Origin of the sequence: Burkholderia sp. GbtcB21, from assembly GCF_019091065.1 — a bacterium.
Lineage (GTDB): Bacteria > Pseudomonadota > Gammaproteobacteria > Burkholderiales > Burkholderiaceae > Burkholderia > Burkholderia pyrrocinia_C.
Map to the genome: position 1 here is coordinate 39,167 of NZ_JAGXKA010000018.1, position 24,836 is coordinate 64,002.

A 24,836-nucleotide genomic window follows, 5' to 3' on the forward strand; every position below is an offset into this window, starting at 1 on the left:
ATGAAATCGCCCCAATCATGAAACTGAACGAGCGCCTGTCCACCCTGCCGCGCGACGTCGTCGCCGGCATCGTCGTTTTCCTCGTCGCGCTGCCGCTCTGTCTCGGCATCGCCAATGCGTCCGGCGTCGAGCCGTTCGCCGGACTCGTGTCCGGCATCGTCGGCGGCATCGTCGTCGCGCTGCTGAGCGGCTCGTCGCTGTCCGTCAGCGGGCCGGCCGCCGGCCTCGTCGTGATCGTCGTCGAAGGGATCGCGCAACTCGGCAGCTTCTCCGCATTCCTGCTCGCGGTGCTGCTGTCCGGCGTACTGCAGTTCGGGTTCGGCATGCTGCGCGCCGGCCGCTTCGCCGCCTACGTGCCGTCGCCCGTCATCAAGGGCATGCTTGCCGCAATCGGCCTGCTGCTGATCGTGAAGCAGATTCCGTTCGCATTCGGCATCGGCGGCTCGGGCGCGCAATCGTTTGCGAACTGGCCGGGCCTGCCGGTCGCGTGGGCCGCCACGGCCATCGCGCTCGCATCGCTCGCGCTGCTGATCGCATGGGACACGCCCGCGCTGCGCCGCTTCGCGCTGGTGCGTTCGGTGCCCGCACCGCTCGCGGTCGTCGTGCTGGGCATCGGCGCGACGCTCGTACTGGGCTTCGTCGCGCCGTCGGTCGCGCCGGGCGCCGCCCATCGCGTGACGCTGCCCGAGCTCGGGTCGTTCGCGGCTTTCGCGGCATCGCTCAAGCACGCGGAGCTCGGCCCGAATTTCGCGCAGCTCGTGAATCCTGACGTGTGGCGCGTCGCGATCACGCTCGCGGTCGTCGCGAGCCTCGAGACGCTGCTGAGCCTCGAAGCGGTCGAGCAGATCGACCCGAAGCGCCGGCCGACCCAGCCCGATCGCGAACTGAAGGCCCAGGGCGTCGGCAATCTCGTCGCGGGCGCGTTCGGCGGCCTGCCGATCACGTCGGTGATCGTGCGCAGTTCGGTCAACGTCAATGCAGGCGCGCAAAGCCGGATGTCGGCAATCGTCCACGGGATGCTGCTGCTCGCGAGCGTGTTTGCGCTCACCGGCCTGATCAATCTGATCCCGCTCGCGAGCCTCGCCGCGATCCTGATCCACACGGGCTTCAAGCTCGCGAAACCGGCGCTGTTCCGCTCGGTGATGAAGCAGGGGCCGGCCGCGTTCGTGCCGTTCGCCGCGACGATCGCCGGTGTGCTCGCGGTCGACCTGCTGTTCGGCATCGCGCTCGGCCTCGCATGCAGCGTGCTGGCGGTCGCCGTCGCGAACCTGAAGAGCCCCGTCACGCTCGCGCAGCACGACGATCACTACCTGCTGTCGTTCCGCAAGGACGTGTCGTTTCTCGGCAAGGTGCAGGTCAAGCACCACCTGCGGCACATTCCGGACCGCGCGGCGGTCATCATCGACGCGACGCGCGCCGACTACATCGATCACGACGTGCTCGAACTGCTCGACGCGTTCGTCGCCGATGCGCCGCGGCGCGGGATCGCGGTCGAGTTCCGCCGACGCAGCCCGGCGCCCCGCCCGGCCGCGCGCCGCTGGCTGTTCCGCGCACCGGCCGCCGAATAAGCGGCAGATGCAAAAACGCACCGGCGGCGCAGGGCCGCACGGGGCGTTTCGGTGATGCGCAGCGCGCGGCGCTTACGAGCGCTGCGGGTTGAGCTTGTCGTCCTTCGAATGCAGCTTGTTCAGCGCGGAGATGTACGCCTTGGCGGACGCGGCGACGATGTCCGGATCGGTGCCGACGCCGTTGACGATCCGCCCGCTCTTCGAGAGCCGGACGGTCACTTCGCCCTGCGCCTGAGTGCCGGTCGTGATTGCGTTCACCGAGTACAGCAGCAGTTCGGAACCGCTGCCGACTTCGCCTTCGATCGCGTTGAACGTCGCGTCGACCGGACCGTTGCCGCGCGCCTCGCCGGTCACTTCCTTGCCTTCGACCGCGAACACGATCTTCGCCTGCGGCTGCTCGCCGGTTTCCGAACGCTGCGACAACGACACGAACTTGAAGTGTTCCTGCTCGTGCGCGAATGCCGATTCCTCGGACACGATCGCAATGATGTCCTCGTCGAAGATCTCGGCCTTGCGGTCGGCCAGATCCTTGAAGCGCATGAACGCGGCGTTCAGTTCCGCTTCGCTGTCGAGCGACACGCCGAGCTCCTGCAGGCGCTGCTTGAATGCGTTGCGGCCCGACAGCTTGCCGAGCACGATCTTGTTCGCGGACCAGCCCACGTCTTCCGCGCGCATGATCTCGTAGGTGTCGCGCGCCTTCAGCACGCCGTCCTGGTGGATGCCCGACGCGTGCGCGAACGCGTTCGCGCCGACCACCGCCTTGTTCGGCTGCACGACGAAACCGGTGATCTGCGACACGAGCTTCGACGTCGGCACGATCTGCGTGGTGTCGATGCCGACGTCGAGGCCGAAGTAATCCTTGCGCGTCTTCACGGCCATCACGATCTCTTCGAGCGACGTGTTGCCCGCACGCTCGCCGAGACCGTTGATCGTGCACTCGACCTGACGCGCACCGCCGATCTTCACGCCCGCGAGCGAGTTCGCGACGGCCATCCCGAGGTCGTTATGGCAGTGCACCGAGAAAATCGCCTTGTCCGAGTTCGGGATGCGCTCGCGCAGCGTCTTCACGAGGTTGCCGTAGAGCTCCGGCACACCGTAGCCGACCGTGTCGGCGATATTGATCGTCGTCGCGCCTTCGGCGATCACGGCTTCCAGCACGCGGCACAGGAAATCCAGGTCGGAGCGGCTGCCGTCTTCCGGCGAGAATTCGATGTTGTCGGTGAACTTGCGTGCGAAACGCACCGCGAGGCGTGCCTGCTCGAACACCTGGTCGGGCGTCATCCGCAGTTTCTTCTCCATGTGCAGCGGCGACGTCGCGATGAACGTGTGGATCCGGAAGCTGTTGGCCGGCTTCAGCGCATCGGCCGCGCGCTGGATGTCCTTGTCGTTGGCCCGCGCCAGCGAACAGATCGTGCTGTCCTTCACGAGACCGGCGATCGTGTGGATCGCGTCGAAATCGCCGTTCGAGCTGGCCGCGAAGCCGGCCTCGATCACGTCGACCTTCATCCGCTCGAGGTTCTTCGCGATGCGGATTTTCTCTTCCTTCGTCATCGACGCGCCGGGCGATTGCTCGCCGTCACGCAACGTCGTATCGAAAATGATCAGCTTGTCTGTCATGGGGGGCTCCAGGGCTTTTTATACGGAAGTCAAACGTAATGAGATCGCGCCACCGCTGGCGACGCTCAACAACAGACGAGGCTTGACGGAGGGCGAGAACGGTCAGCGCGGCAGGCGCGCCAAAGCTAGCGCGCGTAGCGGCGCACCGGCTAGAAGGAGGGAGAGGCGGGAAAATGCAGTCATGCCGAAGACTATAGCGACATTCCGTTGGGCGCGCAATCGGACGACACCCCGGGAGTCCGGCGGTCCGGCTTGAAAAAGGGGCAAATGAAAACGGCGGCCTCGCGGCCGCCGTTTTCGGGCAGATCGCGCGTCAGTGATCGCGCTGCGACGAGCGCGCCGGATTCGCGCGCCCGCGGATCGCCATGTAGGCCCAGAACACGTAGCCGGACAACCCGTACAGCACGAACAGGCAGAACAGCATCAGCGGCGGGTCGGACGACACGAGCACGAACGCGACGACGACGAGCAGGATCGCCGCGAACGGCACGCGGTGCCGCACGTCGAGCGCCTTGCCGCTGTAGAACGGCGCGTTCGACACCATCGTCACGCCCGCGTAGATCGTCAGCACGAACGCGACCCACGGCAGCCAGCCGAGCTTCATCGGCACGCGGTTGTCGGTCGCGAGCCACACGAAGCCCGCAATCAGCGCGGCGGCCGCCGGGCTCGGCAACCCCTGGAAGAAGCGTTTGTCGACGACGCCGATGTTCGTATTGAAGCGGGCTAGGCGCAGCGCGGCGCCCGAGCAGTAGACGAACGCGGCGAGCCAGCCCCAGCGGCCGAGATCCTTCAGCACCCACTCGTACATCACGAGCGCGGGCGCGACGCCGAACGACACCATGTCCGACAGGCTGTCGAACTGCTCGCCGAACGCGCTCTGCGTATGCGTCATGCGCGCGACGCGCCCGTCCATCCCATCAAGCACCATCGCGACGAAAATCGCGATCGCGGCGATCTCGAAACGCACGTTCATCGCCTGCACGACCGCGAAGAAACCGCAGAACAGCGCGGCGGTCGTGAACGCGTTCGGCAGCAGGTAGATGCCGCGCGTCTTCAGGAACCGCTGGCGCGAAGCGCGGCGGCTCTCGATCGGCACCGGATCGGGCGCCATCCCCTTGTTGCGGCGGAACGGGCGTGGCGTCTGGCTGGTGCCGTTGCGCGACCGGCGCGGTTTGAATGCGGCCATCGTGCGCCCCGCCGCTTACTGTTCGAGCTCGGCGAGGATCGTCGACGACGCGTAGACCTTCTCGCCGATCGACACCTTCGCGCGGCTGCCGATCGGCAGGTACACGTCGACGCGCGAACCGAAGCGGATGAAACCGTAGCGCTGGCCGCGCGACAGCGGTTCGCCGGCACGCACGTAGCAGAGAATCCGGCGGGCGACGAGGCCCGCGATCTGCACGGCGGTGACGGTCTTGCCGCTCGCCGTCTGGATCACGACCGCGTTGCGCTCGTTTTCGGTCGATGCCTTGTCGATCGCCGCGTTCAGGAACGCACCCGGGAAGTACTCGACCTTGGTGATCGCGCCATCGACCGGCGAACGCTGCGAATGGACGTTGAAGACATTCATGAACACGCTGATCTTCAGCGCTTCGCGGTTCGCGTACGGATCCTGCGAGGTCTCGACCGCGACGATGCGGCCGTCCGCCGGGCACAGCACCGCGTTCGGCTGCGCCGGGATCGGGCGCTGCGGATCGCGGAAGAACTGGACGACGAAGGCGAGCAGCAGCCAGAACGGCCACGCGAAGCCGAAGCCCCCGACGGCATGGATCAACAGCGCGATGACGGCAGCAATCGCGATGAACGGCCAGCCTTCGCGCGCGATGATCGGATGAGGATAGTTCATGGATTCGTTCTGTGTTCGGTGAATTGCAAAGCCCGTAGCATAACAAAAGCCGCCCGGGGCACTGCTGCCTTCGGACGGCTTTTTGATGCCGACCCTCCACTCGAAGGGCCGGAACAGCACGCGGTGCTTAGTTCTTCGACTGGTCGACGAGCTTGTTCTTCGCGATCCACGGCATCATCGCGCGCAGCTTCGCGCCGACCTGCTCGATCTGGTGCTCGGCCGTCAGGCGGCGGCGCGACTGCAGCGTCGGAGCGCCTGCCTTGTTCTCGAGAATGAAGCTCTTTGCGTACTCGCCCGTCTGGATGTCGGTCAGGCACTGCTTCATCGCCTTCTTCGTCTCTTCCGTGACGACGCGCGGGCCCGTCACGTACTCGCCGTACTCGGCGTTGTTCGAGATCGAGTAGTTCATGTTCGCGATGCCGCCTTCGTAGATCAGGTCGACGATCAGCTTCAGTTCGTGCAGGCACTCGAAGTACGCCATTTCCGGCGCGTAGCCTGCCTCGACCAGCGTCTCGAAGCCAGCCTTGATCAGTTCGACGGTACCGCCGCACAGCACGGCCTGCTCGCCGAACAGGTCGGTTTCGGTTTCTTCACGGAAGTTCGTCTCGATGATGCCCGCACGGCCGCCGCCGTTCGCTGCCGCGTACGACAGCGCGATGTCGCGTGCCGCGCCCGACTTGTTCTGCGCAACCGCGATCAGGTGCGGCACGCCGCCACCTTGCGAGTACGTGCCGCGCACGGTGTGGCCCGGTGCCTTCGGCGCGATCATGATCACGTCGAGGTCGGCGCGCGGGATCACCTGGCCGTAGTGAACGTTGAAGCCGTGTGCGAACGCGAGCGCCGCGCCCTGCTTGATGTTCGCGTGCACTTCCTTCGCGTACACGTCGGCGATCTGCTCGTCCGGCAGCAGCATCATGACGACGTCCGCGCCCTTCACCGCTTCCGCGACTTCCTTGACCGACAGGCCGGCGTTTTCGGCCTTGCTCCACGACGCGCCGCCCTTGCGCAGGCCGACCGTCACGTTCACGCCGCTTTCCTTCAGGTTCAGCGCGTGTGCATGGCCTTGCGAGCCGTAGCCGATGATCGTGACTTGCTTGCCCTTGATGAGGGAGAGGTCGGCGTCTTTGTCGTAGAAAACGTTCATGATGGGTTCCTTCGCTAATTCAAAAATTCAACAATTCGTTCGGATGGAGTACTGCGAGCCGGGACATGACGGCGCACCCGGCGTGCCTCTTCGGCAATTTCGGCATCAAACCTTCAGGATGCGCTCGCCGCGTCCGATGCCGGAGCTGCCGGTGCGCACGGTCTCGAGGATCGCGCTCGCGTCCAGCCCCTGGATGAATGCGTCGAGCTTGTCGCTCGCGCCCGTCAATTCGATCGTGTAGGTCTTTTCGGTCACGTCGATGATGCGGCCGCGGAAAATGTCCGACATCCGCTTCATTTCTTCGCGCTCCTTGCCCACTGCACGTACCTTGATCAGCATCAGCTCGCGTTCGATGTGTGCACCGTCGGTCAGGTCCACCACTTTCACCACCTCGATCAGGCGGTTCAGATGCTTCGTGATCTGTTCGATCACGTCGTCGGAGCCAATGGAAACGATGGTGAGCCGCGACAGCGATTGGTCTTCGGTCGGCGCCACCGTCAAGGTTTCGATGTTGTAGCCGCGTGCGGAAAACAGACCGACCACGCGCGACAGCGCGCCCGGTTCGTTCTCCAGCAGGACGGAAATGATGTGTCTCATGTTCGCTTCTTCCAGAATGTGTCCGTGTCGATTCACTCGCGCCGCGCGCCGCCGCGTGCCGCACCGCCCTTCGTGAAGGCGGCCGCATCGGGCTCAAGCGCGCGTCGCGCCGTTACAGATCTTCCGATCCAAGCAGCATCTCGGTGATGCCCTTGCCGGCCTGTACCATCGGCCAGACGTTTTCGGTCGGATCGGTCTGGAAGTCGAGAAACACGGTGCGATCCTTCAGGCGCAGCGCTTCCTTCAGCGCCGGCTCCACATCCGAGGTCTTTTCGATCCGCATGCCGACATGGCCGTACGCTTCGGCGAGCTTCACGAAATCGGGCAGCGCATCCATGTACGAATGCGAATAGCGCTTGCTGTATTCGATCTGCTGCCACTGGCGAACCATGCCGAGGTAGCGGTTGTTCAGCGAAATGATCTTCACGGGCGTGTCGTACTGCAGGCAGGTCGACAGTTCCTGGATGCACATCTGGATCGAGCCTTCGCCCGTGATGCACAGCACGTCGTCGTCCGGGTGCGCCATCTTGACGCCCATCGCCGCCGGCAGGCCGAAGCCCATCGTGCCGAGGCCGCCGGAATTGATCCAGCGACGCGGCTTGTTGAAGCGGTAGAACTGCGCGGCCCACATCTGGTGCTGGCCGACGTCCGAGCACACGAACGCATTGCCGTCCGTCAGCTCCCACGCCTTCTCGACCACGTACTGCGGCTTGATGATCTCGCTTTCGCGGTCGAACTTCAGGCAGTCCTTCGAGCGCCAGCCCTCGATGTCCTTCCACCATTGCGCGAGCGCCTCGGTGTCGGGGCCATGCTCGGCCGTCTGCAGTTGCTCGATCAGCTCCTTCAGCACTTCCTTCACGTCGCCGACGATCGGGATGTCGACCTTCACGCGCTTCGAGATCGACGACGGGTCGATGTCGATGTGGATGATCTTGCGCGGACGCGACGCGAAGTGCGCCGGGTCGCCGATCACGCGGTCGTCGAAGCGGGCACCGATCGCGATCAGCACGTCGCAGTGCTGCATCGCCATGTTCGCTTCGTAGGTGCCGTGCATGCCGAGCATGCCGAGGAATTTCTTGTCCGACGCGCGATAGCCGCCGAGGCCCATCAGCGTGTTCGTGACCGGGTAGCCGAGCAGGTCCGCGAACTGGTTCAGTTCGCGCGACGCGTCGGCGAGGATGATGCCGCCACCCGTGTAGATGTAGGGACGCTTCGCCGTCAGCAGCAGTGACACGGCCTTGCGGATCTGGCCCGAATGGCCTTTCGTGACGGGGTTGTACGAACGCAGCGACACGCTCTTGACGGGCTCGTACTGGCACGGCGTCTTCGAGATGTCCTTCGGGATGTCGATCAGCACCGGGCCCGGACGGCCCGTGCGGGCGATATAGAACGCCTTCTTGACGGTTTCCGCGAGGTCGCGCACGTCCTTCACGAGGAAGTTGTGCTTCACGCACGGACGCGTGATGCCGACGGTGTCGCACTCCTGGAATGCGTCCTGGCCGATCGCGGCAGTCGGCACCTGGCCGCTGATCACGACCATCGGGATCGAATCCATGTATGCCGTCGCGATGCCGGTCACCGCGTTGGTGACGCCGGGGCCCGACGTCACGAGGCAGACGCCGACGTTGCCGGTGGAACGCGCATACGCATCGGCTGCGTGCACGGCCGCCTGTTCGTGGCGCACCAGCACGTGCTGAATCTTGTCCTGCTTGTAAAGCTCGTCGTAGATATAGAGAACCGAGCCGCCGGGGTAGCCCCAGATGAATTCGACGTTCTCGTCGGCCAGTGCCTTCATGAGCACGGTGGCGCCGATGGAGTCGCTATCGGGAGGGGAAAGGGGTTCCGACGTGGAGAATTCCGCGCTGGGCATGTTCATTTTGACCTTTCGAATTTTCGGCAAAAAATTGATCGGGTGCTCTCTGCCGGGCTTGTGGCTCGGGTTCAAGCGGCGCGTCCAGTTTGAAGGGCGGGCTTCTTGGGCCAGCCTCAAATGAGACCATCACTTCATGTTGCGAATCGTTGACGATAGCGGGTCGTGATTGGGTCGTCAAGCAAAATATCCCGCACCGCATCATGCGCGCCGCCCGGCACCCCGCCGCCGCGGCTCGCGCGCAACGCGCGGCGCCCAATCCGGTGCCAAGCGGCGCGAAAATTTGTTAGCATCCGCGGGTTTTACGAAATTTTTCGACCTTTTACACCACGCAGCGGTCCGCAGCGCATACCTTCACGGAATGGCATCAGACAAGGAACTCGCCGACTTTCTGGCGGGCGTCGAAAGGCGCGCGTTCAAGCAGGCTGCGTACGCGGTGCGTGACGACGATGCGTCGCTCGACATCGTGCAGGACGCGATGATCAAGCTGGCCGAAAAATACGGCGACCGGCCGGCGGCCGAGCTGCCGCTGCTTTTTCAGCGGATCCTGCAGAACGCGATCCACGACTGGTTCCGCCGGCAGAAGGTCCGCAACACCTGGGTCACGCTCTTCTCGTCGCTGAACAACACCGACGACGAAGACTTCGACCCGCTCGAAACGCTCGAATCCGCGGACAATAACGCGGGCGTCGAGAGCAGCGAGCACCGCCTCGAAAGAGAGCAGGTTCTGGCCCTGATCGACGAAGAAATCCAGAAACTTCCGGCGCGTCAACGGGAAGCGTTCCTGATGCGTTATTGGGAAGATATGGATGTCGCCGAGACTGCCGCCGCAATGGGGTGCTCCGAAGGCAGCGTCAAGACGCACTGCTCACGAGCCACCCACACCCTGGCGCAAGCGCTCAAGGCCAAAGGAATCACGCTATGAGCTCCGCTCCCGCAAACCGAGAACACGAATTCGCGCTGAAGGTGCGCCGCGCGCTGGACGAGCGCGCGGCCGCACTGCCTGCCGCGACCACCGATCGGCTGGCCGTCGCCCGCCGGGCTGCGCTCGCGCGCAAGAAGCCCGAGCCCGCGACCGCGCCGGTGTTCGTGCCGGCCTTCGCCGGCGCGGCCGGCGCCTACGGCCCGGCGCCCACGAGCCGCCCGCAGACGTCGTTCGCGCGCCGCCTGCTGCGCGCGTGGCCGCTCGCGCTGCTGCTCGCGGGGCTCATCGGCATCGCCTACTGGGAAGACATGCAGCGCACCGCCGAACTCGCCGACATCGACGCGGCGATGCTCAGCGACGACCTGCCGCTCAACGCGTATCTCGATCACGGGTTCAACGCGTATCTTTCGCACGCTCACTAACAGACAATAACGAGGGGATCGCACGGGTGAGTCAGAAGCGCGGCCTGGCCGTATTTTTCGGATGCGTGATCGCGATCGCCGTTTCCTACGTCGCCACGTATTCGCGATTCCACCCGCCCCCCGCGACGACTACCGTCGCGGCCGCCAGCCCTGCCGCGCCCGCATCGGCCGCCGGGCTGACCGCCGACCTCCCGCCGCTGCCACTGCCGCTGCCGGCCGCCACCGGCCCGCTGTCATGGGCGCGCCTCACGCCGGCGCAGCACGCGGCACTCGCGCCGTTCGCCGACCAGTGGGATGGCTTCAGCGACGCCCGCAAGCGCAAATGGCTGAAGATCGCATCACGTTTCGCGAAGTTGACGCCTGATGATCAAAAGCGCCTGCAGGACCGGATGTCCGAATGGGCGCGGATGACGCCCGAGCAGCGCCGCGTCGCGCGCGAAAACTACCAGAGCGCGAAGGAGCTTTCCGCGCAGGCGCGCGAGCGCGCGTGGAAGGCCTACCAGCAACTCCCCGAGGAGCAGAAGGAACGTCTCGCGGCCGCCGAGCGCCGCCGCCGGCCGAGCGTCGTCAGCGCGCCGCCGACCGTCGCCGACCGTGACGTCCGCCGCCTCGTCAATTCGCACGAGCACCCGGCAAGCGGGGCAGCCCCCGCACCGGCGCCCGCGTCGGCCAGCGCCTCCGTGCCGCCGGTGCCCGCGTCGTCGACGGCCGGCGCCGCGTCGGTGCCCGCTGCGGCGGCACCGGTGTCGCCCGCCGACGCGCCTTCGCTGTTCAAGGGCTCCTGAGCGGCCGTGGCGAACGCCCGCGCACCCGAGACCCCGGCCACCGCGCCGTCGGTGCGGCGGCGCCTCGCCGCGCTGCTCTACGAAGGCGTGCTGCTGTTCGGCGTCGTGTTCTTCGCGGGGCTTGCGTTCAGCCTCGCGACGCAGCAGCGCAACGGCCTCGTCCATCACAACCTGCTCGCCGCGTGGATCGCGCTCGTCGTCGGCGCGTACTTCGTCTGGTTCTGGACCCACGGCGGCCAGACGCTGCCGATGAAGACCTGGCGGCTGCGGCTCGAATCGTCGAGCGGCCGGCCGCTGAGCGCCGGCCATGCGCTCGTGCGTTATGCGCTCGGCTGGCTGTGGTTCCTGCCGCCGCTCGCGCTGCATCCGCTCCTCGGCCTGTCGGTGCCGGTCACGCTGGCGCTCACCGCCGCGTGGATCGCCGCGTGGGCCGGCGCCGCCCGGCTGCATGCCGGCCGCCAGTTTCCGCACGACCGGATCGCGCGCACGCGCGTCGTCGCCATGCCGCGCTGACGCGCCGCATTCGCCAGACGAAATCAGTTCGCCCAAGCCTTTCCCGCGTCGCCTGACGCGCATGCCGGACAACCGTCGACCGTTCGGTGCGGCAGATTACACAACGCCTTTCATTCACTGCTAAACACCCTGCATAGGTCGTAATAAGAACGTCTCGTGACTGTCACGGCACAGTCACGCCCGCATGGCGGAATGCCGGTAATGTCAATCGGCGCGAGTCATGCATGGGCCAGAAACCGTCCGCGACCTCCCTGTTCCGTCACCCGCTCGGCGCTCGCGCCGCCACCGCTTTCCTGTCCGGCTCGGGCGCAACCGATGGCCTGGCGTCGCAAGAACCGCCTGCCGCGCACGCCACGCGGCACGACGCCCCCGACTCGTCCGCGCATCGCTACCGCACCATCTGGCTGTCCGACATCCACCTCGGCTCGAGCGGATGCCAGGCGCCGTACCTGCTCGACTTCCTGCGTCACAACGATTCGGAATACCTGTACCTCGTCGGCGACATCATCGATGGCTGGCAGTTGAAGAAAGGCTGGTACTGGCCGCAGGCGCACAACGACGTCGTGCAGAAGATCCTGCGCAAGGCGCGCAAGGGCACCCAGGTCGTCTACATCCCCGGCAACCACGACGAAGGCGCGCGGCAGTTCTGCGACCTCGCGTTCGGCGACATCCAGGTGCGCGGCGAGGCGTTCCACACGACGCTCGCAGGCAAACGTTTGTGGATCGTGCACGGCGACCTGTTCGACGGCGTGATCCAGCACGCGAAATGGCTCGCGTACCTCGGCGACACGCTCTACACGCTGATCCTCGTGCTGAACCGCTGGTTCAACCGGATCCGCAGCCGGCTCGGCTTCCAGTACTGGTCGCTGTCGCAGTACCTGAAGCACCAGGTCAAGAACGCGGTCAACTTCATCTCGCAGTTCGAGACCGTGATGACCGACGAGGCGCGCCGCCGCGGCTGCGACGGCGTCGTGTGCGGCCACATCCACAAGGCAGAGATCCGCGATATCGACGGCGTGCTGTACTGCAACGACGGCGACTGGGTCGAAAGCCTGTCCGCGCTCGTCGAAACGATGGAAGGCGAACTGAAGATCGTCTACTGGACGGTGATGCGCACCGCACCGTCGGAGACCACGTCGCGCAAGGCCAAGGCCACTGCCTGACACAACCCTACTTACAGGACAATGCCGCGATGAAGATCATGATCGTCACCGACGCGTGGGAACCGCAGGTCAACGGCGTCGTGCGCACGCTGAAGAGCACGTCGCGCGAACTCACGGCGCTCGGCCACCGCGTCGAACTGCTGACGCCGCTGGAATTCCGCACGGTGCCCTGCCCGACCTACCCCGAGATCCGCCTGTCGATCCTGCCGTATCGCAAGCTGCGCGCGCGGATCGACGCGTTCGCGCCCGACGCGCTGCACATCGCGACCGAAGGCCCGCTCGGCCTCGCCGCGCGACGCTATGCGCGTACCCACAAGCTGCCGTTCACGACCGCATACCACACGCGCTTTCCGGAATACGTGCAGGCGCGCTTCGGCATTCCGCTGGCCGCGACCTACCGCTTCCTGCACTGGTTCCACGGCCCGTCGCTCGCGGTGATGGCGCCGACGCCGGTCGTCAAGGAAGACCTCGAGAAGTTCGGCTTCACGAACGTCGTGCTGTGGACCCGCGGCGTCGATCTCGACATCTTCCGCCCGATGGAGTCGAAGGTGCTCAACACCGCGCGGCCGATCTTCCTGTACGTGGGCCGTGTCGCGATCGAAAAGAACGTCGAGGCATTCCTGCGTCTCGACCTGCCCGGCTCGAAGTGGGTCGCGGGCGAAGGCCCCGCGCTCGCGGAGCTGAAGTCGCGCTATCCGGAGGCGAACTATCTCGGGGTGCTGTCACAGGCCGAACTCGCGAAGGTGTATGCTGCGGCCGACGTGTTCGTGTTCCCGAGTCGCACCGACACGTTCGGCCTCGTGCTGCTCGAGGCGCTCGCGTGCGGCACGCCGGTTGCCGCGTATCCCGTCACGGGCCCGATCGACGTGCTCGGCGGCGGCGACGCAGGCTCGATGCACGAGGACCTGCAGGAAGCCTGCCTCGAAGCGCTGAAGATCGAACGCACGACTGCGCGCGCGTGGGCGGAACGCTTCTCGTGGCGCGCGGCATCCGAGCAGTTCGCATCGCATCTGAAGCCGCTGCCGAAAACCGCGTACTCGCCAGCCGAAGGTGCCGCCGTTTGAAACGAGACCTGAACGACAAGACCCCTCCCCCCGCCGCGACACAGCAACGGCACCGCCCGTTCGACGAGGAAGAGCCGCATGGCGACACGGACGCGCACGCGTCCGAGCCGCTCGGCCCCGACGATCAACTGACGCCGCTGCCGCCGAATCCGTACAAGCGCCACCGCGGCATCACGCGCGCATGGTACGCACTCAAGCATTCGCTGAACGGCTTTCGTGTCGCGATCCGCGAGGAGAGCGCGTTTCGCCAGGAGCTCACGCTCGCCGCGCTGATGCTCCCGATCGGCGCGTTCGCGCCGGTGCCGGCCGCATCGCGCGCGCTGCTGATCGCGTCGGTGCTGCTGGTGCTGATCGTCGAACTGCTGAACTCGAGCGTCGAGGCCGCGATCGACCGCATCTCGCTCGAACGCCACGAACTTTCCAAACGCGCGAAGGATCTCGGCAGCGCGGCCGTGACGGTCGCGCTGTTCGCGTGCGTGACGACCTGGGGCTTCGTGCTCGGCCCGGTCGTCGCGCACTGGCTCGGCTTCTAGCCGGCGGCCCGCCGCGCGCGTCGCGCATCGCCCGCGTGCGGCGCTGCACCATCCGTCGCGCGGGGCCGCGATCACGAAATGCGCCCGATGTGGCGAAACCCCGGTTTATAATCGTCCGCCAGACATAGAACAGCAACCCGCGCCGGACGAATCTCGCAGCATCGATTGCAGCGCCCGCCAGTCCGGCACACACAGGGCCGGACGACATGGAAGCGAAACCTCCCCGCCGCACCCGCGAACGGATTCTCGAGTTGTCGTTGAAACTCTTCAACGAGATCGGCGAGCCGAACGTCACGACCACGACGATCGCCGAGGAAATGGAAATCAGTCCAGGCAACCTGTACTACCATTTCCGCAACAAGGACGACATCATCAACAGCATCTTCGCGCAGTTCGAGCAGCAGATCGAACGGCGACTGCGCTTTCCCGAAGATCATCGTCCGACGATCGACGAAACCTGGTCGTACCTGCAGTACATGGCCGATTTCATGTGGACCTACCGGTTCCTGTATCGCGACCTCAACGACCTGCTCGCCCGCAACCGCACGCTCGAGACGCACTTCAAGCAGATCATCAGCCACAAGGTGCGCTTCGCGCGCGAGATGTGCGAGCTGCTCGTGTCCGACGCCGAGATGGTCGCGACGCCCGCCGAGATCGAAGTCATCGCCACCAACATGGCCGTCATTTCGACGTACTGGCTGTCGTATCAGTACGTGATGCATCCGCGCAAGTACAACGACCAGGACGCGATTCGCGAGGAACTGCACCAGGTCAGCATGCACGTGATCTCCGTGATGGCGCCGTACCTGCGCGGCCGTTCGCGCCAGCTGTTCGACGACCTGGTCTCCGGCAAGCTGCCGAAGCGCCAGTTCACCGACTACCTGCCGCCGCGCGACGGTTCGCCCCGCCCCGCTGACAGCCCGGTCGTCAGTGGGCAGGCCCCCGCCAAGGATTCCAAGCAATGAAGGCAGTCTGCGTTTACTGCGGCTCGTCGTCCGGCGTGCGGCCCGTCTATGCCGACGCCGCGCGCGCATTCGGCCGCGCGCTCGTCGGTGCGGGCCTGACGCTCGTATACGGCGGCGGCCGTGTCGGCCTGATGGGCGTGATCGCCGACGAAGTGATGGCGGCCGGCGGCCGTGCGGTCGGCGTGATCCCCGAACTGCTCGTCGACAAGGAAGTCGGCCATACGGGGCTGTCGGAACTGCACGTCGTGCCCGACATGCACCATCGCAAGAAAATGATGGCCGACCTCTCGGACGCGTTCGTCGCGATGCCCGGCGGCGCCGGCACGCTCGAGGAACTCTTCGAGGTCTACACGTGGGCGCAGCTCGGCTACCACCGCAAGCCCGTCGCGCTCTACAACATCGATTCGTTCTACGACCCGCTGATCGCGCTGCTGCGTCATACGGTCGACGAGGGTTTCATGCGTCCGGCCTATTTCGACGCGCTGTGCGTCGATTCGGAACCGGTCGAACTGATCGAGCGGCTGCGCCGCTATCAACCGCCCGCCCGCGACAAGTGGGCGCCCGACGCAGCGAAGTAACCGCCCCCGGGAGCCGCACGCGATGACCGCACCGTCCGGCCGCAAGGCCGTCCTCGTCACCGGCGCGAGCCGCGGCATCGGCCGCGCGACCGCCGTGCTCGCGGCCGAACGCGGCTGGGACGTCGGCATCAACTACGCGCGCGACGCGGCGGCAGCCGAACGCACCGCGCAGGCCGTCCGCGATGCAGGTGGCCGTGCGTGCGTCGTCGCAGGCGACGTCGCGAACGAAGCCGACGTCGTCGCGATGTTCGACACCGTCGCGGCCGCGTTCGGACGCCTCGACGCGCTCGTCAACAACGCGGGCATCGTCGCGCCGTCGATGCCGCTCGCCGACATGCCGGCCGACCGGCTGCGGCGGATGTTCGACACCAACGTGCTCGGCGCGTACCTGTGCGCGCGCGAAGCCGCGCGCCGGCTGTCCACCGACCGCGGCGGCCAGGGCGGCGCGATCGTCAACGTCTCGTCGATCGCCTCGCGGCTCGGCTCGCCGAACGAATACGTCGACTACGCGGGCTCGAAAGGCGCGGTCGATTCGCTGACGATCGGCCTTGCGAAGGAACTCGGCCCGCACGGCGTGCGCGTCAACGCGGTGCGCCCCGGCCTGATCGAGACCGAAATCCACGCGAGCGGCGGCCAGCCGGGCCGTGCTGCCCGCCTCGGCGCGCAGACGCCGCTCGGCCGCGCGGGCGAAGCGCACGAGATCGCCGAAGCGATCGTCTGGCTGCTCGGCGACGCGGCGTCCTACACGACGGGCGCCCTGCTCGACGTCGGCGGCGGCCGGTAGCCGCACGCGCGGCACGTCAAAACAGCTGCCTCGAACAAGCTGTCGTCACGGCGCCACAAATCTCCACAATTTCGTGACGGTTTCAGTAAACATTCGTAACAGTTCCGTGATTTACTAGCGGCCAGCCCGACAGGCGTCGTAAACGCCTGTTTCTTGCCGCCCTGATGCGGCCCTTATCGGTCCGGCCCATGTCGCCGAACCGGCTCGACTCGACCCGAGATCTTTTCCATGCCTGGAACCGCAGCGCCCGGCCGGCGACGCACGTCCGTGCCGGCTCCGGCCCCGCACACCCGCCCAACCGCCGACGCCGACCTCACCGCGACGCTTGACGCCGCCGGCACGCCCGTCATGGCCGTGACCGCCGCGACCAGCATCACGCGCGACCGCTCGCGCCTGCTCGGCTGGCGCGCGTGGCTGCTCGCCGCCGCGCTGGTCTGCGCGTATGTGCTGCCCGGCGTGCTCGGCCACGATCCGTGGAAACAGGACGAAACCTACACGTTCGGCATCATCCAGCACATGCTCGAGACCGGCGATTTCGTCGTGCCGACCAATGCCGGCCTGCCGTTCATGGAAAAACCGCCGCTTTACGCGTGGGTCGCGACCAGCCTCGCGTGGCTGCTGCAGCGCGTGATGCCGCTGCACGACGCGGCACGGCTCGCGAGCGCGCTGTTCGCCGCACTCGCGTTCGGCTTCATCGCTCGCGCGGCGCGCATCGCCAGCCGCGCGGACAGCTGGTTCGACCTGCGTGTGATCGGCCCCGTCGTGCTGAGCGCGGGCACGCTCGTCGTCATCAAGCACATGCACGACATGATGACGGACGTCGCGCTGTTCGCCGGCACGGCAATAGGCTTCTGCGGCCTGCTCGAACTCGTGATGCGGCACGTCGCGCACGCGCAGCAGATGCGGCACGGGCTGCCGGTCCGGCCGTCGGGCCGCTGGGCCGCGCCGATCTTCGGCGCGGGCGTCGGCATCGCGCTGATGGCGAAGGGGCTGTTCGTGCCGCTCGTGTTCGCGGCCACGCTCGTCGGCGCGCTGGTGCTGTACCCGGCCTGCCGCACCCGCTCGTTCGCGCGCGCACTCGGCATCGCCGCGCTCGTGTTCGCGCCGTTCGCGCTGATCTGGCCGACCGCGCTGTTCCTGCGTTCCGAGACGCTGTTCATGACGTGGTTCTGGGACAACAACGTCGGCCGCTTCTTCGGCTTCTCCGTCCCCGAACTCGGCGCGGAAAACGACAAGCCGTTCTTCATCCTGCGCGCGTTCCTGCTCGTCGGCTTCCCGGTCGCGCCGCTCGCGAGCGTCGCGCTCGCGCGCGGTGCATGGCGCGACTGGCGCACGCCGCGCATCGCGCTGCCCGTGCTGTTCGCCGGCGTGGGGCTCGCGGTGCTGCAGGTGTCCGCAACGTCGCGCCAGCTCTACATCCTGCCGTTCTTCGCGCCGCTCGCGCTGGTCGCCGCGCAGGCGATCGAACGCATTCCGCGCACGCTGCATCTCGCGTGGGATTACTTCAGCCGCGTGCTGTTCGGTACGGCCGTCGCACTCGCCTGGGGCATCTGGGCAGTAATGGCCGATCCGGCCGCGTCGCGCGCGGATCTCGCGCTGCTCGGCCGCTGGCTGCCGCTCGACTGGACGATGCCGATCGAGCCCGCGCTCGTGGTCGGTGCGCTCGCGCTGACGGTCGGCTGGCTGACGCTGCTGCCAAAGCTGCGCACGACGGGCCTTTGGCGCGGCGCGCTGTCGTGGGGCGCCGGCGCGGTCGTCGCGTGGGGGCTCATCTATACGCTGCTGCTGCCGTGGCTCGACGTCGCGAAGAGCTACCGCTCGGTGTTCGACGACCTGAACGCGCATCTCGCGCTCGAATGGAACGACGGCGACTGCATGGCGAGCCTGCACGGGCTCGGCGAATCGGAAGCGCCGATGCTGTACTACTTCTCCGGCATCCAGCACACGCCGATCGACGACGCGAAGACGACGCGCTGCACGTGGATGATCGTCCAGGGCGTGCGGGCCGTCGATCCGGCGCCCGGCAGCGAATGGAAGCTGTTCTGGACGGGCGCGCGCCCGGGCGACAACGACGAACTGCTGCGCGTCTACGTGCGCACGCCCGAACAGCACCTACAATGACGCGGGACGGCGCCGCGCGCCGTCTTGCCTGCCTTCATCTCCGGCAAAAAGGTTGAGACCGGCCGCCTGAGCCGCGCGCAGGCTTCCCCATGCGATACGCCGCGCCGCCAGCCAGTTTCGCCGACCGCCAACGCAACCGCGCGAATCTGCGGGCTTGCCCCTCCCCCTCTTCAGTCACGCAACCGCCCTGAGCGTCAGAACGACGAACCGGGTTCGCGAAGAAACGCCGTCTCCTCATCGGTCGACGCACGGCCGAGAATCGCGTTCCGGTGCGGAAAGCGACCGAAGCGCTCGACGACGGCCGCATGCAGCAACGCGAAGCGGTGATAGCTCTCGCACCCTGCCTCATCGCGAATGCCCGCGCACAGGCGCACGGCCTCGCGCTGGCTGTCGATCGACTCGTCGTGCTCGAACGGCAGATACGCGAACGCGCGGTGATGGCCGCTCGGCAGTTGCGCATCCCAGCCGGCCGCGACGATGCGGCGTGCAAACGCGAGCGCCTTCGGATCGGCGGCAAACGCGCGCGGCGTGCCGCGATGAATGTTGCGCGAGAACTGGTCGAGCACGACGATCAACGCAAGCGCACCCTCCGGCGAACCGGCCCAGTGATCGCATGCGCCGTCGCACGCGGCGTAGAGCAGCGCGCCGTAGCGCGCGCGCAGCACGTCGTCGAACGCCGCGCCGCCGTTGAACCAGATCTTGCGTTCCTGCCCGAATTCGGCCGAGCCCGGTTCGCCGAACCAGAAATCCAGAATCTCGCGCGCTTGCGGATCCAGCGCCGCCGCGCCCGCCACCCCGGTGTCGATCGTCATGCAAACTCCAGTACGAGGCGCCGCGTGCGCGCGCTCTTCTTTTCAAGTTTCGCGACGCGCAGGCTGCCGATTTCCGACGTGTTGCGCACATGCGTGCCGCCGCACGGCTGCAGGTCGACCTGCTCGATGCGCAGCAGCCGCACGCGGCCGAGGCCCATCGGCGGCTTCACGCTCATCGTGCGCACGAGTTCGGGCCGCTCGGCCATCTCGTCGTCGGTGATCCATTCGGTCGTGACCGGATGCGCGCCGACGACCAGGCCGGCGAGGCGCCGCTCGACGTCGTCGCGGTCGATCGCTTCGGACGTCGCGAAATCGAGCCGCACATAGTCGGCCGTCACGCTGCAGCCGTCGACCGCGTACGGCAGCACCGCGCACATCAGGTGCGCGGCCGTATGCAGGCGCATGTGCCGATAGCGGCGCGCCCAGTCGATCGCCGCGACCACGCGCATGCCGGGCACGAGCGTCGCGACGCGCGCCTCCTGTCCCGGTGCCGGCAGGTGCAACGCGTCGTCGGGCGTCGCGCCGTCGAACTTTGCCTTGCGCGTATCGGCGATCGCGATCGTGCTGCCGTCGGGCAGGGTCAGCGTGCCGGTGTCGCCGGCCTGGCCGCCGCCGAGCGGATAGAACACGGTGCGGTCGAGCCGGATGCCGTCGTCGCCGACGGCCTGAACGATCGCGTCGCACCGCGTGAGGTACGCGTCTTCGCGAAACAGCGCTTGTGTCGTCATCGGGCGAGCCTCGTATCGATTGCGGGAAACCGCCAGTGTCGCGCCGCGGGGCGCGCGCGCCCAGACGCAGATCGTCCCGCGCACGGGCAGCGGCGTACCGGTCGATCAACCGGGCCGGTTGCGCATCCAGTCGGCCGTGTCGTAGAACGAATGCATGAGCCGCTCGCGCAGCGGCTCGGGCAGCCCGACATCCTCCATCGCCCACGCCATGCAGCGCAGCCACTGGTCGCGCTCGACCGACGCGATCGGGAACGGCAGGTGCCGCGCGCGCAGCCGCGGATGGCCGAACCGGTCGATGTAGTGGTCGGGCCCGCCGAGCCAGCCGCACAGGAACCAGAACAGCTTGTCGCGCGAACCGTCGAGCGATGCCGGGTGCAACGCGCGAATCTGCGCGAACTCGGGCTCGAGGTCCATCAGGTCGTAGAAGCGGTCCACCATTTCGCGCACGCGGGCTTCGCCGCCCACGAGCTCGAACGCCGTCGGCTGCGACGGCGCATCGTCATTCACATCGGTCATACGGATAGTCGGAAAACGGGATCTTCGGGGCCGCCGGCGACGCTCATGCGTCGCGCAGCGACTGCAGCGCGGGGCGCCGCAACACATTATGCAGGCTCAGCCAGCCGGCCGCACCGGCGCACGCGACGCCGGCCGCGATACCGGCCGGCACGAGCCACGGATCGACGGCGAGCCGGAAATCGAACACGCGTGACGCGAGCACCCAGCCGACCGCGATCGCGCCCGCCGACGCCAGCGCGCCTGCCAGCGCACCGACCACGACGAATTCCGCACGCTGCACCGCATTGACCTGCGCGCGCGACGCGCCGAGCGCGCGCAGCAGCGCGGCCTCGCGCACCCGCTCGTCGCGCGAGCCAGCGAGCGCCGTGTACAGCACGAGCACGCCGGCCGCGAGCGTGAACGCGAACAGGAACTGCACCGCGCCGACCACCTGCAGCATCATCCGCTGCAGCTGCGCGAGGATCGGCGCGACGTCGATCGCGGTCAGGTTCGGGTAGCGCGCGATCAGGGGATCGAGCAGCGCGGCGTCGGATGCGGGCAAATGGAAGCTCGTGAGGTAGACGGCCGGGAAATCCTTCAGCACCGGCGGCGGCATCAGCACGAAGAAGTTGACGCGGAACGTGCCCCAGTCGAGCTTGCGCACGCTCGTGATCGGCGCGTCGACCGTCAGCCCCGTCACGTCGAAGCGCAGCGTGTCGCCCGGCTTCACGTTCAGCGTCTTCGCGAGGCCGGCCTCGATCGAGATCTGTGGCGTGGCCGCGGTGCCGAACCAGTCGCCCGCGACGATCCGGTTGTCGGACGGCAGCTCGGTCGTATACGACAGGTTGAACTCGCGGTCGACGAGCCGGCGCGCCTCGTCGGACGGATAGGCGTCCGGATTCACCGGCTTGCCGTTGATCGCGACGAGGCGGCCGCGCACCATCGGCGCGGGCACCGCGTCGCGCACGCCGTGCGCGGCCAGATACGCCGCGACGTCGTCGCGCTGGTCGGGCTGGATGTCGATCAGGAACTGGTTCGGCGCATCGGGCGGCGTCGATTGCCGCCAGCCCGCGACGAGGTCGTTGCGCGTGATCGCGATCAGCAGCAGGCACATCAGGCCGAGCGCGAGCGCGGTGATCTGCAGCGCGCTGGCCGTGCCGCGCCGGTGCAGCGACGCGAGCGCATAGCGCCAGCCGACGCCCGCGGCCACGCGCGCGTTGCGCACCGCGTGCGCGGCCGCGAACAGCACGAGCCGCGCGATCAGCGCGAAACCGACCAGCGCGCCGGCGAAGCCGCCCGCGACGATCAGGCCGAGCTTCAGGTCGCCGGCGGCCGCGATCAGCAGCCCTGCGAACAGCACGACGCCGACCGCATACGCGGCCCACGCGGTGCGCGACGCATCGCCCCACTCGCGGCGCAGCACGCGCACCGGCGGCACGCGCGTGAGCGGCACGAGCGGCGGCAGCGCGAAGCCGAGCAGCAGCACGAGCGCGGCACCCACGCCGATGAGCGCCGGCCACAGCGTGGGCGGCGGCAGCACGACTTCGATCAGGCCGCCGAGCGCGGCCAGCAACGCCCAGTGGCCGCCGTAGCCGAGCACCGCGCCCGCGGCGCCCGACACGATCCCGATGCCGACGAATTCGAGCGCGAACAGCGCGCCGAGCGTGCGGCGGCTCACGCCGAGGCAGCGCATCGTCGCGCAGCCGTCGAGATGGCGCCGCATGTAGCGCTGCGCGGCCATCGCGATCGCGACCGCCGCGAGCAGCGCGGTCAGCAGCGCGACGAGCGTCAGGAAATGGCGCGCGCGATCCAGCGTCTGCCGCACCTGCGGCTGGCCTTCCTGCAACGACTCGAGCCCGACGCCGCGCAGCTTCCCGCCGTCGACGCGCTCGTGCGCATAGGTTTCGAAACGCGCGACGGCCTGCGCGTCGCCGGCGACCAGCAGCCGGTACGTGACGCGGCTGCCGTAGCCGGTGAGCCCCGTCGCGGCGAGTTCGTCCGCGCGCATCATCAGCCGCGGCGAAAAATTGACGAACGAAAAACCGCGATCGAGTTCGCGGGAGATCGACGCGGCGACCGTGAACGTGCGCAGCCCGACCCGCACCGTATCGCCCGCCTTCAGGTGCAGCGCATCGAGCAGTGCGGGATCGGCCCACACGGTGCCGGGCGCGGGAATCGCGGTCGCCTTGTGCGCGGCGGCGGCGGCGCCGGCCGGCAGGATCTCGACCGCGCCGCGCAGCGGATACCCGGGCGACACGGCCTTCACGGCCGCGAGGCGCGCGGGCGCCGCGTCGCTCGCCTGCCCGCCCGCGGTGGACGCGATCATGCTCGGGAAAATCGCGGTCGTCGCGGTACGCAGGCCGAGTGCGCGGGCCTGACGGTCGAACGACGGATCGACGGGACGGTCGGCGCGCACGACGAAATCGGCGCCGAGCATCTGGCGCGCGTCGCGCTCGAGCCCCTGGCGCAGGCGGTCGGCGAGAAAGCCGACGCTCGTCAGTGCCGCGACCGCGAGCACCAGTGCGAGTACGAGCAGCGTCAACTCGCCCGCGCGCCAGTCGCGCGCAGTCATCCGCGCGGCCTGGCGGATCAGGTCGCGCAGACCGAAGCGGCCGGCATGCGCGGGCATGTCATGGCCGGGTTGCCCGGCCGGCGGCTGCGCCGCGTGTTGCCGCCCCTTCAATCGCGCTTACCCCCGATCGAGTTGAGCCGCGACACCATGTGGTTCGCCATCCCGCGAAAACCGCCCGACACGCCGCGCCACAGGCGCGGCAGCGCCCAGGCCGAAGCGGCGATGAAGGCCGCGAGCAGCACGAGGAACGCGAGCGGGACGAAGAACGCGAGCGCAAGCCCGCCGACCACGAGGCCGTCCTCGGTCGACGACGCGACCCAGTTCGAAATCGGTTCGGGAGACAGGTTGATCAGTGCGCGCGTACCGGCCTTCGCCACGTGCGCGGCGCCGGCAAGCGAACCGCCTGCAAGGCCCGCGACCGCGAGCACGGTCGGATCGGCATGGCCGAGCGCGCCGGCTGCGAGCACGGCGCCGGCCGGGATGCGGATGAAGGTATGCACGGCATCCCACAGCGAGTCGAACGCGGGGATCTTGTCGGCAAGGAATTCGGTGACGGTAAGCACGGCGGCGGCGCCGATGACCCACGGCGACATCAGGACGGCCAGCGTGTCGGGCAGATGGAGCCAGCCGACCCGCGCCAGCACGCCGGCGATCAGCACCGTCAGGTACAGGCGCAGCCCGCTCGCCCACGCGAGCCCCGCGCCGAGCGAAATGGCTTCGATCATGGCCCTCTCCTTGCACTTTCCGTGCGCTTTGCCGATCGATCGGGTCGGGTCGGTCAGACCGGCCGCGCGGCGCGTGGCGACCGGCGCCGCAGGCCGCGAACGGCACAACGACATTCAGGCCCGAATGCGTTCCATTATAGACAGGCTAACCGGGCACCCGACGCAATTCCGCAGTGCGGTGCCCGGGCACGGCGGGCCCGGGATGCCGTCGTCCGGGATGCCGTCGTCCGGGACCCCGGCGTCAGGCGGCCGACGACAGCTTGAGGCCAATCAGCCCGGCGACGATCAGCGCAGCGCTCGCGACGCGCGCGACGGTCAGCGCCTCGCCCATCATCACGATGCCGAACACGAACGCGCCGACCGCGCCGATGCCCGTCCACACCGCGTACGCGGTGCCGAGCGGCAACTGGCGCATCGCGACCGCGAGCAGCCCGAAGCTGGCCAGCGCCGTCACGATCGTAAACACCGACGGGCCGAGCTTCGTGAAGCCGTCCGACGATTTCATGCCGGCCGCCCAGGCCACTTCCAGCAAACCGGCAATCAACAACAATACCCACGCCATCGCGACGTACTCCGTATCGGATGGGGCCGTCCCCGTTTAAGCGAATGACCCGGGGTCGTCCCCGGGCGGCGCCGAGTATAACAAGAGGCTTACGGACACGCCGGACGCGGCGCACGGCCGGCGGCCGATCCGGGGCAGGATCGGCCGGGCCCGGTCAGTTCGGCATCAATTCGACACACGCTTCGGCGCGACGCCGCCGACGCAGCGATCGTCGCGGTACAGCGCCCACTCCTCGCACACGCGGCCATCCTTGAACATGCACATCCCGACCTGCCCGCTCGGCAGGCTGCGGATCACGTGACGACCGCCGAGCTTCTCGCAGTTGACCGACGCGGGATTGGCGAGCGCGGCCTGCGCGGGCGGCTGTTGCCCCGGCGGCAGCGGTTGGGCGAACGCGCCGGGCGCAGTCAGCGCCAGCGCACAGATGACGACCAGACGGACGGACAT

Annotated in this window: 25 protein-coding genes; 12 read left to right on the plus strand and 13 right to left on the minus strand. The window is 67.8% G+C overall.

Annotated elements, in window-relative coordinates:
* Nucleotides 1-17 precede the first annotated feature (17 nt).
* Complete coding sequence (locus KVT39_RS30790) at nucleotides 18-1,568, plus strand: SulP family inorganic anion transporter (protein WP_131947255.1); 1,551 nt, start codon at nucleotides 18-20, stop codon at nucleotides 1,566-1,568.
* Between the two features lie 72 nt (nucleotides 1,569-1,640).
* Here the strand turns inward: KVT39_RS30790 and KVT39_RS30795 are convergent, their stop codons facing one another.
* The 6 genes from KVT39_RS30795 to KVT39_RS30820 all read right to left on the minus strand — a co-directional run bounded on the left by KVT39_RS30795 (nucleotide 1,641) and on the right by KVT39_RS30820 (nucleotide 8,648).
* Nucleotides 1,641-3,185, minus strand: coding sequence for a 2-isopropylmalate synthase (locus KVT39_RS30795; protein ID WP_034184878.1), 1,545 nt, complete (start codon nucleotides 3,183-3,185; stop codon nucleotides 1,641-1,643).
* Nucleotides 3,186-3,498: 313 nt separating this feature from the next.
* Nucleotides 3,499-4,371: a CDP-diacylglycerol--serine O-phosphatidyltransferase gene (gene pssA / locus KVT39_RS30800; protein WP_034184877.1), complete on the minus strand. Its 873-nt coding sequence runs from the start codon at nucleotides 4,369-4,371 to the stop codon at nucleotides 3,499-3,501.
* Between the two features lie 15 nt (nucleotides 4,372-4,386).
* Nucleotides 4,387-5,031: a phosphatidylserine decarboxylase gene (locus tag KVT39_RS30805; protein WP_034184876.1), complete on the minus strand. Its 645-nt coding sequence runs from the start codon at nucleotides 5,029-5,031 to the stop codon at nucleotides 4,387-4,389.
* 127 nt (nucleotides 5,032-5,158) lie between these two features.
* The gene (ilvC, locus tag KVT39_RS30810; RefSeq protein ID WP_034184875.1) at nucleotides 5,159-6,175 is read right to left on the minus strand and encodes a ketol-acid reductoisomerase; all 1,017 of its coding nucleotides are present in this window, start codon (nucleotides 6,173-6,175) and stop codon (nucleotides 5,159-5,161) included.
* A gap of 105 nt (nucleotides 6,176-6,280) precedes the next feature.
* The gene (gene ilvN, locus KVT39_RS30815; protein ID WP_006750445.1) at nucleotides 6,281-6,772 is read right to left on the minus strand and encodes an acetolactate synthase small subunit; all 492 of its coding nucleotides are present in this window, start codon (nucleotides 6,770-6,772) and stop codon (nucleotides 6,281-6,283) included.
* 112 nt (nucleotides 6,773-6,884) lie between these two features.
* Nucleotides 6,885-8,648, minus strand: coding sequence for an acetolactate synthase 3 catalytic subunit (locus KVT39_RS30820; protein WP_105390977.1), 1,764 nt, complete (start codon nucleotides 8,646-8,648; stop codon nucleotides 6,885-6,887).
* A gap of 355 nt (nucleotides 8,649-9,003) precedes the next feature.
* Between KVT39_RS30820 and KVT39_RS30825 the strand changes: the two genes are divergently transcribed.
* The 11 genes from KVT39_RS30825 (at nucleotide 9,004) to KVT39_RS30875 (ending at nucleotide 18,495) form a co-directional block, all read left to right on the plus strand.
* Nucleotides 9,004-9,567, plus strand: a complete 564-nt coding sequence (locus KVT39_RS30825; protein WP_034184873.1) for an RNA polymerase sigma factor — start codon at nucleotides 9,004-9,006, stop codon at nucleotides 9,565-9,567.
* The gene (locus KVT39_RS30830; protein WP_034184872.1) at nucleotides 9,564-9,989 is read left to right on the plus strand and encodes a DUF3619 family protein; all 426 of its coding nucleotides are present in this window, start codon (nucleotides 9,564-9,566) and stop codon (nucleotides 9,987-9,989) included. Before KVT39_RS30825 ends, KVT39_RS30830 begins: the two co-directional genes overlap by 4 nt.
* Nucleotides 9,990-10,015: 26 nt before the next feature.
* Nucleotides 10,016-10,774 (plus strand): DUF3106 domain-containing protein, encoded by a 759-nt coding sequence (locus KVT39_RS30835; RefSeq protein WP_034184871.1) that lies wholly within the window; start codon nucleotides 10,016-10,018, stop codon nucleotides 10,772-10,774.
* Between the two features lie 6 nt (nucleotides 10,775-10,780).
* Nucleotides 10,781-11,287 carry an RDD family protein gene (locus KVT39_RS30840; RefSeq protein WP_034184870.1) on the plus strand — a complete coding sequence of 169 codons (507 nt, stop codon included), beginning with the start codon at nucleotides 10,781-10,783 and terminating at the stop codon, nucleotides 11,285-11,287.
* 224 nt (nucleotides 11,288-11,511) lie between these two features.
* A complete protein-coding gene (locus tag KVT39_RS30845) occupies nucleotides 11,512-12,450 on the plus strand; it encodes a UDP-2,3-diacylglucosamine diphosphatase (RefSeq protein WP_217590892.1) in 939 nt (312 codons plus the stop codon).
* A gap of 29 nt (nucleotides 12,451-12,479) precedes the next feature.
* Nucleotides 12,480-13,514, plus strand: coding sequence for a glycosyltransferase family 1 protein (locus KVT39_RS30850; RefSeq protein ID WP_034184868.1), 1,035 nt, complete (start codon nucleotides 12,480-12,482; stop codon nucleotides 13,512-13,514).
* Nucleotides 13,511-14,047, plus strand: a complete 537-nt coding sequence (locus KVT39_RS30855) for a diacylglycerol kinase (protein ID WP_034184867.1) — start codon at nucleotides 13,511-13,513, stop codon at nucleotides 14,045-14,047. Before KVT39_RS30850 ends, KVT39_RS30855 begins: the two co-directional genes overlap by 4 nt.
* Before the next feature lie 206 nt (nucleotides 14,048-14,253).
* On the plus strand, nucleotides 14,254-15,012 hold the full coding sequence (locus KVT39_RS30860) for a TetR/AcrR family transcriptional regulator (RefSeq protein WP_034184866.1): 759 nt from the start codon (nucleotides 14,254-14,256) through the stop codon (nucleotides 15,010-15,012).
* A complete protein-coding gene (locus KVT39_RS30865) occupies nucleotides 15,009-15,590 on the plus strand; it encodes a TIGR00730 family Rossman fold protein (RefSeq protein WP_034184865.1) in 582 nt (193 codons plus the stop codon). Before KVT39_RS30860 ends, KVT39_RS30865 begins: the two co-directional genes overlap by 4 nt.
* A 22-nt stretch (nucleotides 15,591-15,612) precedes the next feature.
* Nucleotides 15,613-16,374 carry an SDR family oxidoreductase gene (locus tag KVT39_RS30870; protein WP_034184864.1) on the plus strand — a complete coding sequence of 254 codons (762 nt, stop codon included), beginning with the start codon at nucleotides 15,613-15,615 and terminating at the stop codon, nucleotides 16,372-16,374.
* A gap of 228 nt (nucleotides 16,375-16,602) precedes the next feature.
* Nucleotides 16,603-18,495, plus strand: a complete 1,893-nt coding sequence (locus KVT39_RS30875) for a glycosyltransferase family 39 protein (protein WP_217590893.1) — start codon at nucleotides 16,603-16,605, stop codon at nucleotides 18,493-18,495.
* A gap of 194 nt (nucleotides 18,496-18,689) precedes the next feature.
* Here the strand turns inward: KVT39_RS30875 and KVT39_RS30880 are convergent, their stop codons facing one another.
* From KVT39_RS30880 to KVT39_RS30910, 7 genes are all read right to left on the minus strand, one after another.
* Nucleotides 18,690-19,307, minus strand: coding sequence for a DUF924 family protein (locus tag KVT39_RS30880; protein ID WP_217590894.1), 618 nt, complete (start codon nucleotides 19,305-19,307; stop codon nucleotides 18,690-18,692).
* Nucleotides 19,304-20,035: an alanyl-tRNA editing protein gene (locus KVT39_RS30885; protein ID WP_217590895.1), complete on the minus strand. Its 732-nt coding sequence runs from the start codon at nucleotides 20,033-20,035 to the stop codon at nucleotides 19,304-19,306. The genes KVT39_RS30880 and KVT39_RS30885 overlap by 4 nt, the downstream gene beginning before the upstream one ends.
* A 105-nt stretch (nucleotides 20,036-20,140) precedes the next feature.
* Nucleotides 20,141-20,551, minus strand: a complete 411-nt coding sequence (locus KVT39_RS30890) for a group II truncated hemoglobin (protein ID WP_017331548.1) — start codon at nucleotides 20,549-20,551, stop codon at nucleotides 20,141-20,143.
* A 43-nt stretch (nucleotides 20,552-20,594) separates the two neighbouring features.
* Complete coding sequence (locus KVT39_RS30895; protein WP_217590896.1) at nucleotides 20,595-23,159, minus strand: FtsX-like permease family protein; 2,565 nt, start codon at nucleotides 23,157-23,159, stop codon at nucleotides 20,595-20,597.
* Nucleotides 23,160-23,209: 50 nt separating this feature from the next.
* Nucleotides 23,210-23,827 (minus strand): DUF4126 domain-containing protein, encoded by a 618-nt coding sequence (locus tag KVT39_RS30900; RefSeq protein WP_034184919.1) that lies wholly within the window; start codon nucleotides 23,825-23,827, stop codon nucleotides 23,210-23,212.
* 241 nt (nucleotides 23,828-24,068) lie between these two features.
* Complete coding sequence (sugE, locus tag KVT39_RS30905) at nucleotides 24,069-24,389, minus strand: quaternary ammonium compound efflux SMR transporter SugE (protein WP_034184858.1); 321 nt, start codon at nucleotides 24,387-24,389, stop codon at nucleotides 24,069-24,071.
* A 165-nt stretch (nucleotides 24,390-24,554) separates the two neighbouring features.
* Nucleotides 24,555-24,836, minus strand: a complete 282-nt coding sequence (locus KVT39_RS30910) for a DUF333 domain-containing protein (RefSeq protein ID WP_034184857.1) — start codon at nucleotides 24,834-24,836, stop codon at nucleotides 24,555-24,557.

Bases quoted from the DNA above. Each gene is read 5' to 3' on its own strand.
- KVT39_RS30795 (WP_034184878.1), bottom strand. From the start codon at position 3,185: ATGACAGACAAGCTGATCATTTTCGATACGACGTTGCGTGACGGCGAG.
- KVT39_RS30895 (WP_217590896.1), bottom strand. From the start codon at position 23,159: ATGCCCGCGCATGCCGGCCGCTTCGGTCTGCGCGACCTGATCCGCCAG.
- KVT39_RS30790 (WP_131947255.1), top strand. From the start codon at position 18: ATGAAACTGAACGAGCGCCTGTCCACCCTGCCGCGCGACGTCGTCGCC.
- KVT39_RS30875 (WP_217590893.1), top strand. From the start codon at position 16,603: ATGCCTGGAACCGCAGCGCCCGGCCGGCGACGCACGTCCGTGCCGGCT.
- KVT39_RS30845 (WP_217590892.1), top strand. From the start codon at position 11,512: ATGGGCCAGAAACCGTCCGCGACCTCCCTGTTCCGTCACCCGCTCGGC.
- pssA (WP_034184877.1), bottom strand. From the start codon at position 4,371: ATGGCCGCATTCAAACCGCGCCGGTCGCGCAACGGCACCAGCCAGACG.
- KVT39_RS30890 (WP_017331548.1), bottom strand. From the start codon at position 20,551: ATGACCGATGTGAATGACGATGCGCCGTCGCAGCCGACGGCGTTCGAG.
- ilvC (WP_034184875.1), bottom strand. From the start codon at position 6,175: ATGAACGTTTTCTACGACAAAGACGCCGACCTCTCCCTCATCAAGGGC.
- KVT39_RS30885 (WP_217590895.1), bottom strand. From the start codon at position 20,035: ATGACGACACAAGCGCTGTTTCGCGAAGACGCGTACCTCACGCGGTGC.
- KVT39_RS30860 (WP_034184866.1), top strand. From the start codon at position 14,254: ATGGAAGCGAAACCTCCCCGCCGCACCCGCGAACGGATTCTCGAGTTG.
- KVT39_RS30910 (WP_034184857.1), bottom strand. From the start codon at position 24,836: ATGTCCGTCCGTCTGGTCGTCATCTGTGCGCTGGCGCTGACTGCGCCC.
- sugE (WP_034184858.1), bottom strand. From the start codon at position 24,389: ATGGCGTGGGTATTGTTGTTGATTGCCGGTTTGCTGGAAGTGGCCTGG.
- KVT39_RS30880 (WP_217590894.1), bottom strand. From the start codon at position 19,307: ATGACGATCGACACCGGGGTGGCGGGCGCGGCGGCGCTGGATCCGCAA.
- KVT39_RS30865 (WP_034184865.1), top strand. From the start codon at position 15,009: ATGAAGGCAGTCTGCGTTTACTGCGGCTCGTCGTCCGGCGTGCGGCCC.
- KVT39_RS30870 (WP_034184864.1), top strand. From the start codon at position 15,613: ATGACCGCACCGTCCGGCCGCAAGGCCGTCCTCGTCACCGGCGCGAGC.
- KVT39_RS30820 (WP_105390977.1), bottom strand. From the start codon at position 8,648: ATGAACATGCCCAGCGCGGAATTCTCCACGTCGGAACCCCTTTCCCCT.
- KVT39_RS30850 (WP_034184868.1), top strand. From the start codon at position 12,480: ATGAAGATCATGATCGTCACCGACGCGTGGGAACCGCAGGTCAACGGC.
- KVT39_RS30805 (WP_034184876.1), bottom strand. From the start codon at position 5,031: ATGAACTATCCTCATCCGATCATCGCGCGCGAAGGCTGGCCGTTCATC.
- KVT39_RS30900 (WP_034184919.1), bottom strand. From the start codon at position 23,827: ATGATCGAAGCCATTTCGCTCGGCGCGGGGCTCGCGTGGGCGAGCGGG.
- KVT39_RS30830 (WP_034184872.1), top strand. From the start codon at position 9,564: ATGAGCTCCGCTCCCGCAAACCGAGAACACGAATTCGCGCTGAAGGTG.
- KVT39_RS30825 (WP_034184873.1), top strand. From the start codon at position 9,004: ATGGCATCAGACAAGGAACTCGCCGACTTTCTGGCGGGCGTCGAAAGG.
- ilvN (WP_006750445.1), bottom strand. From the start codon at position 6,772: ATGAGACACATCATTTCCGTCCTGCTGGAGAACGAACCGGGCGCGCTG.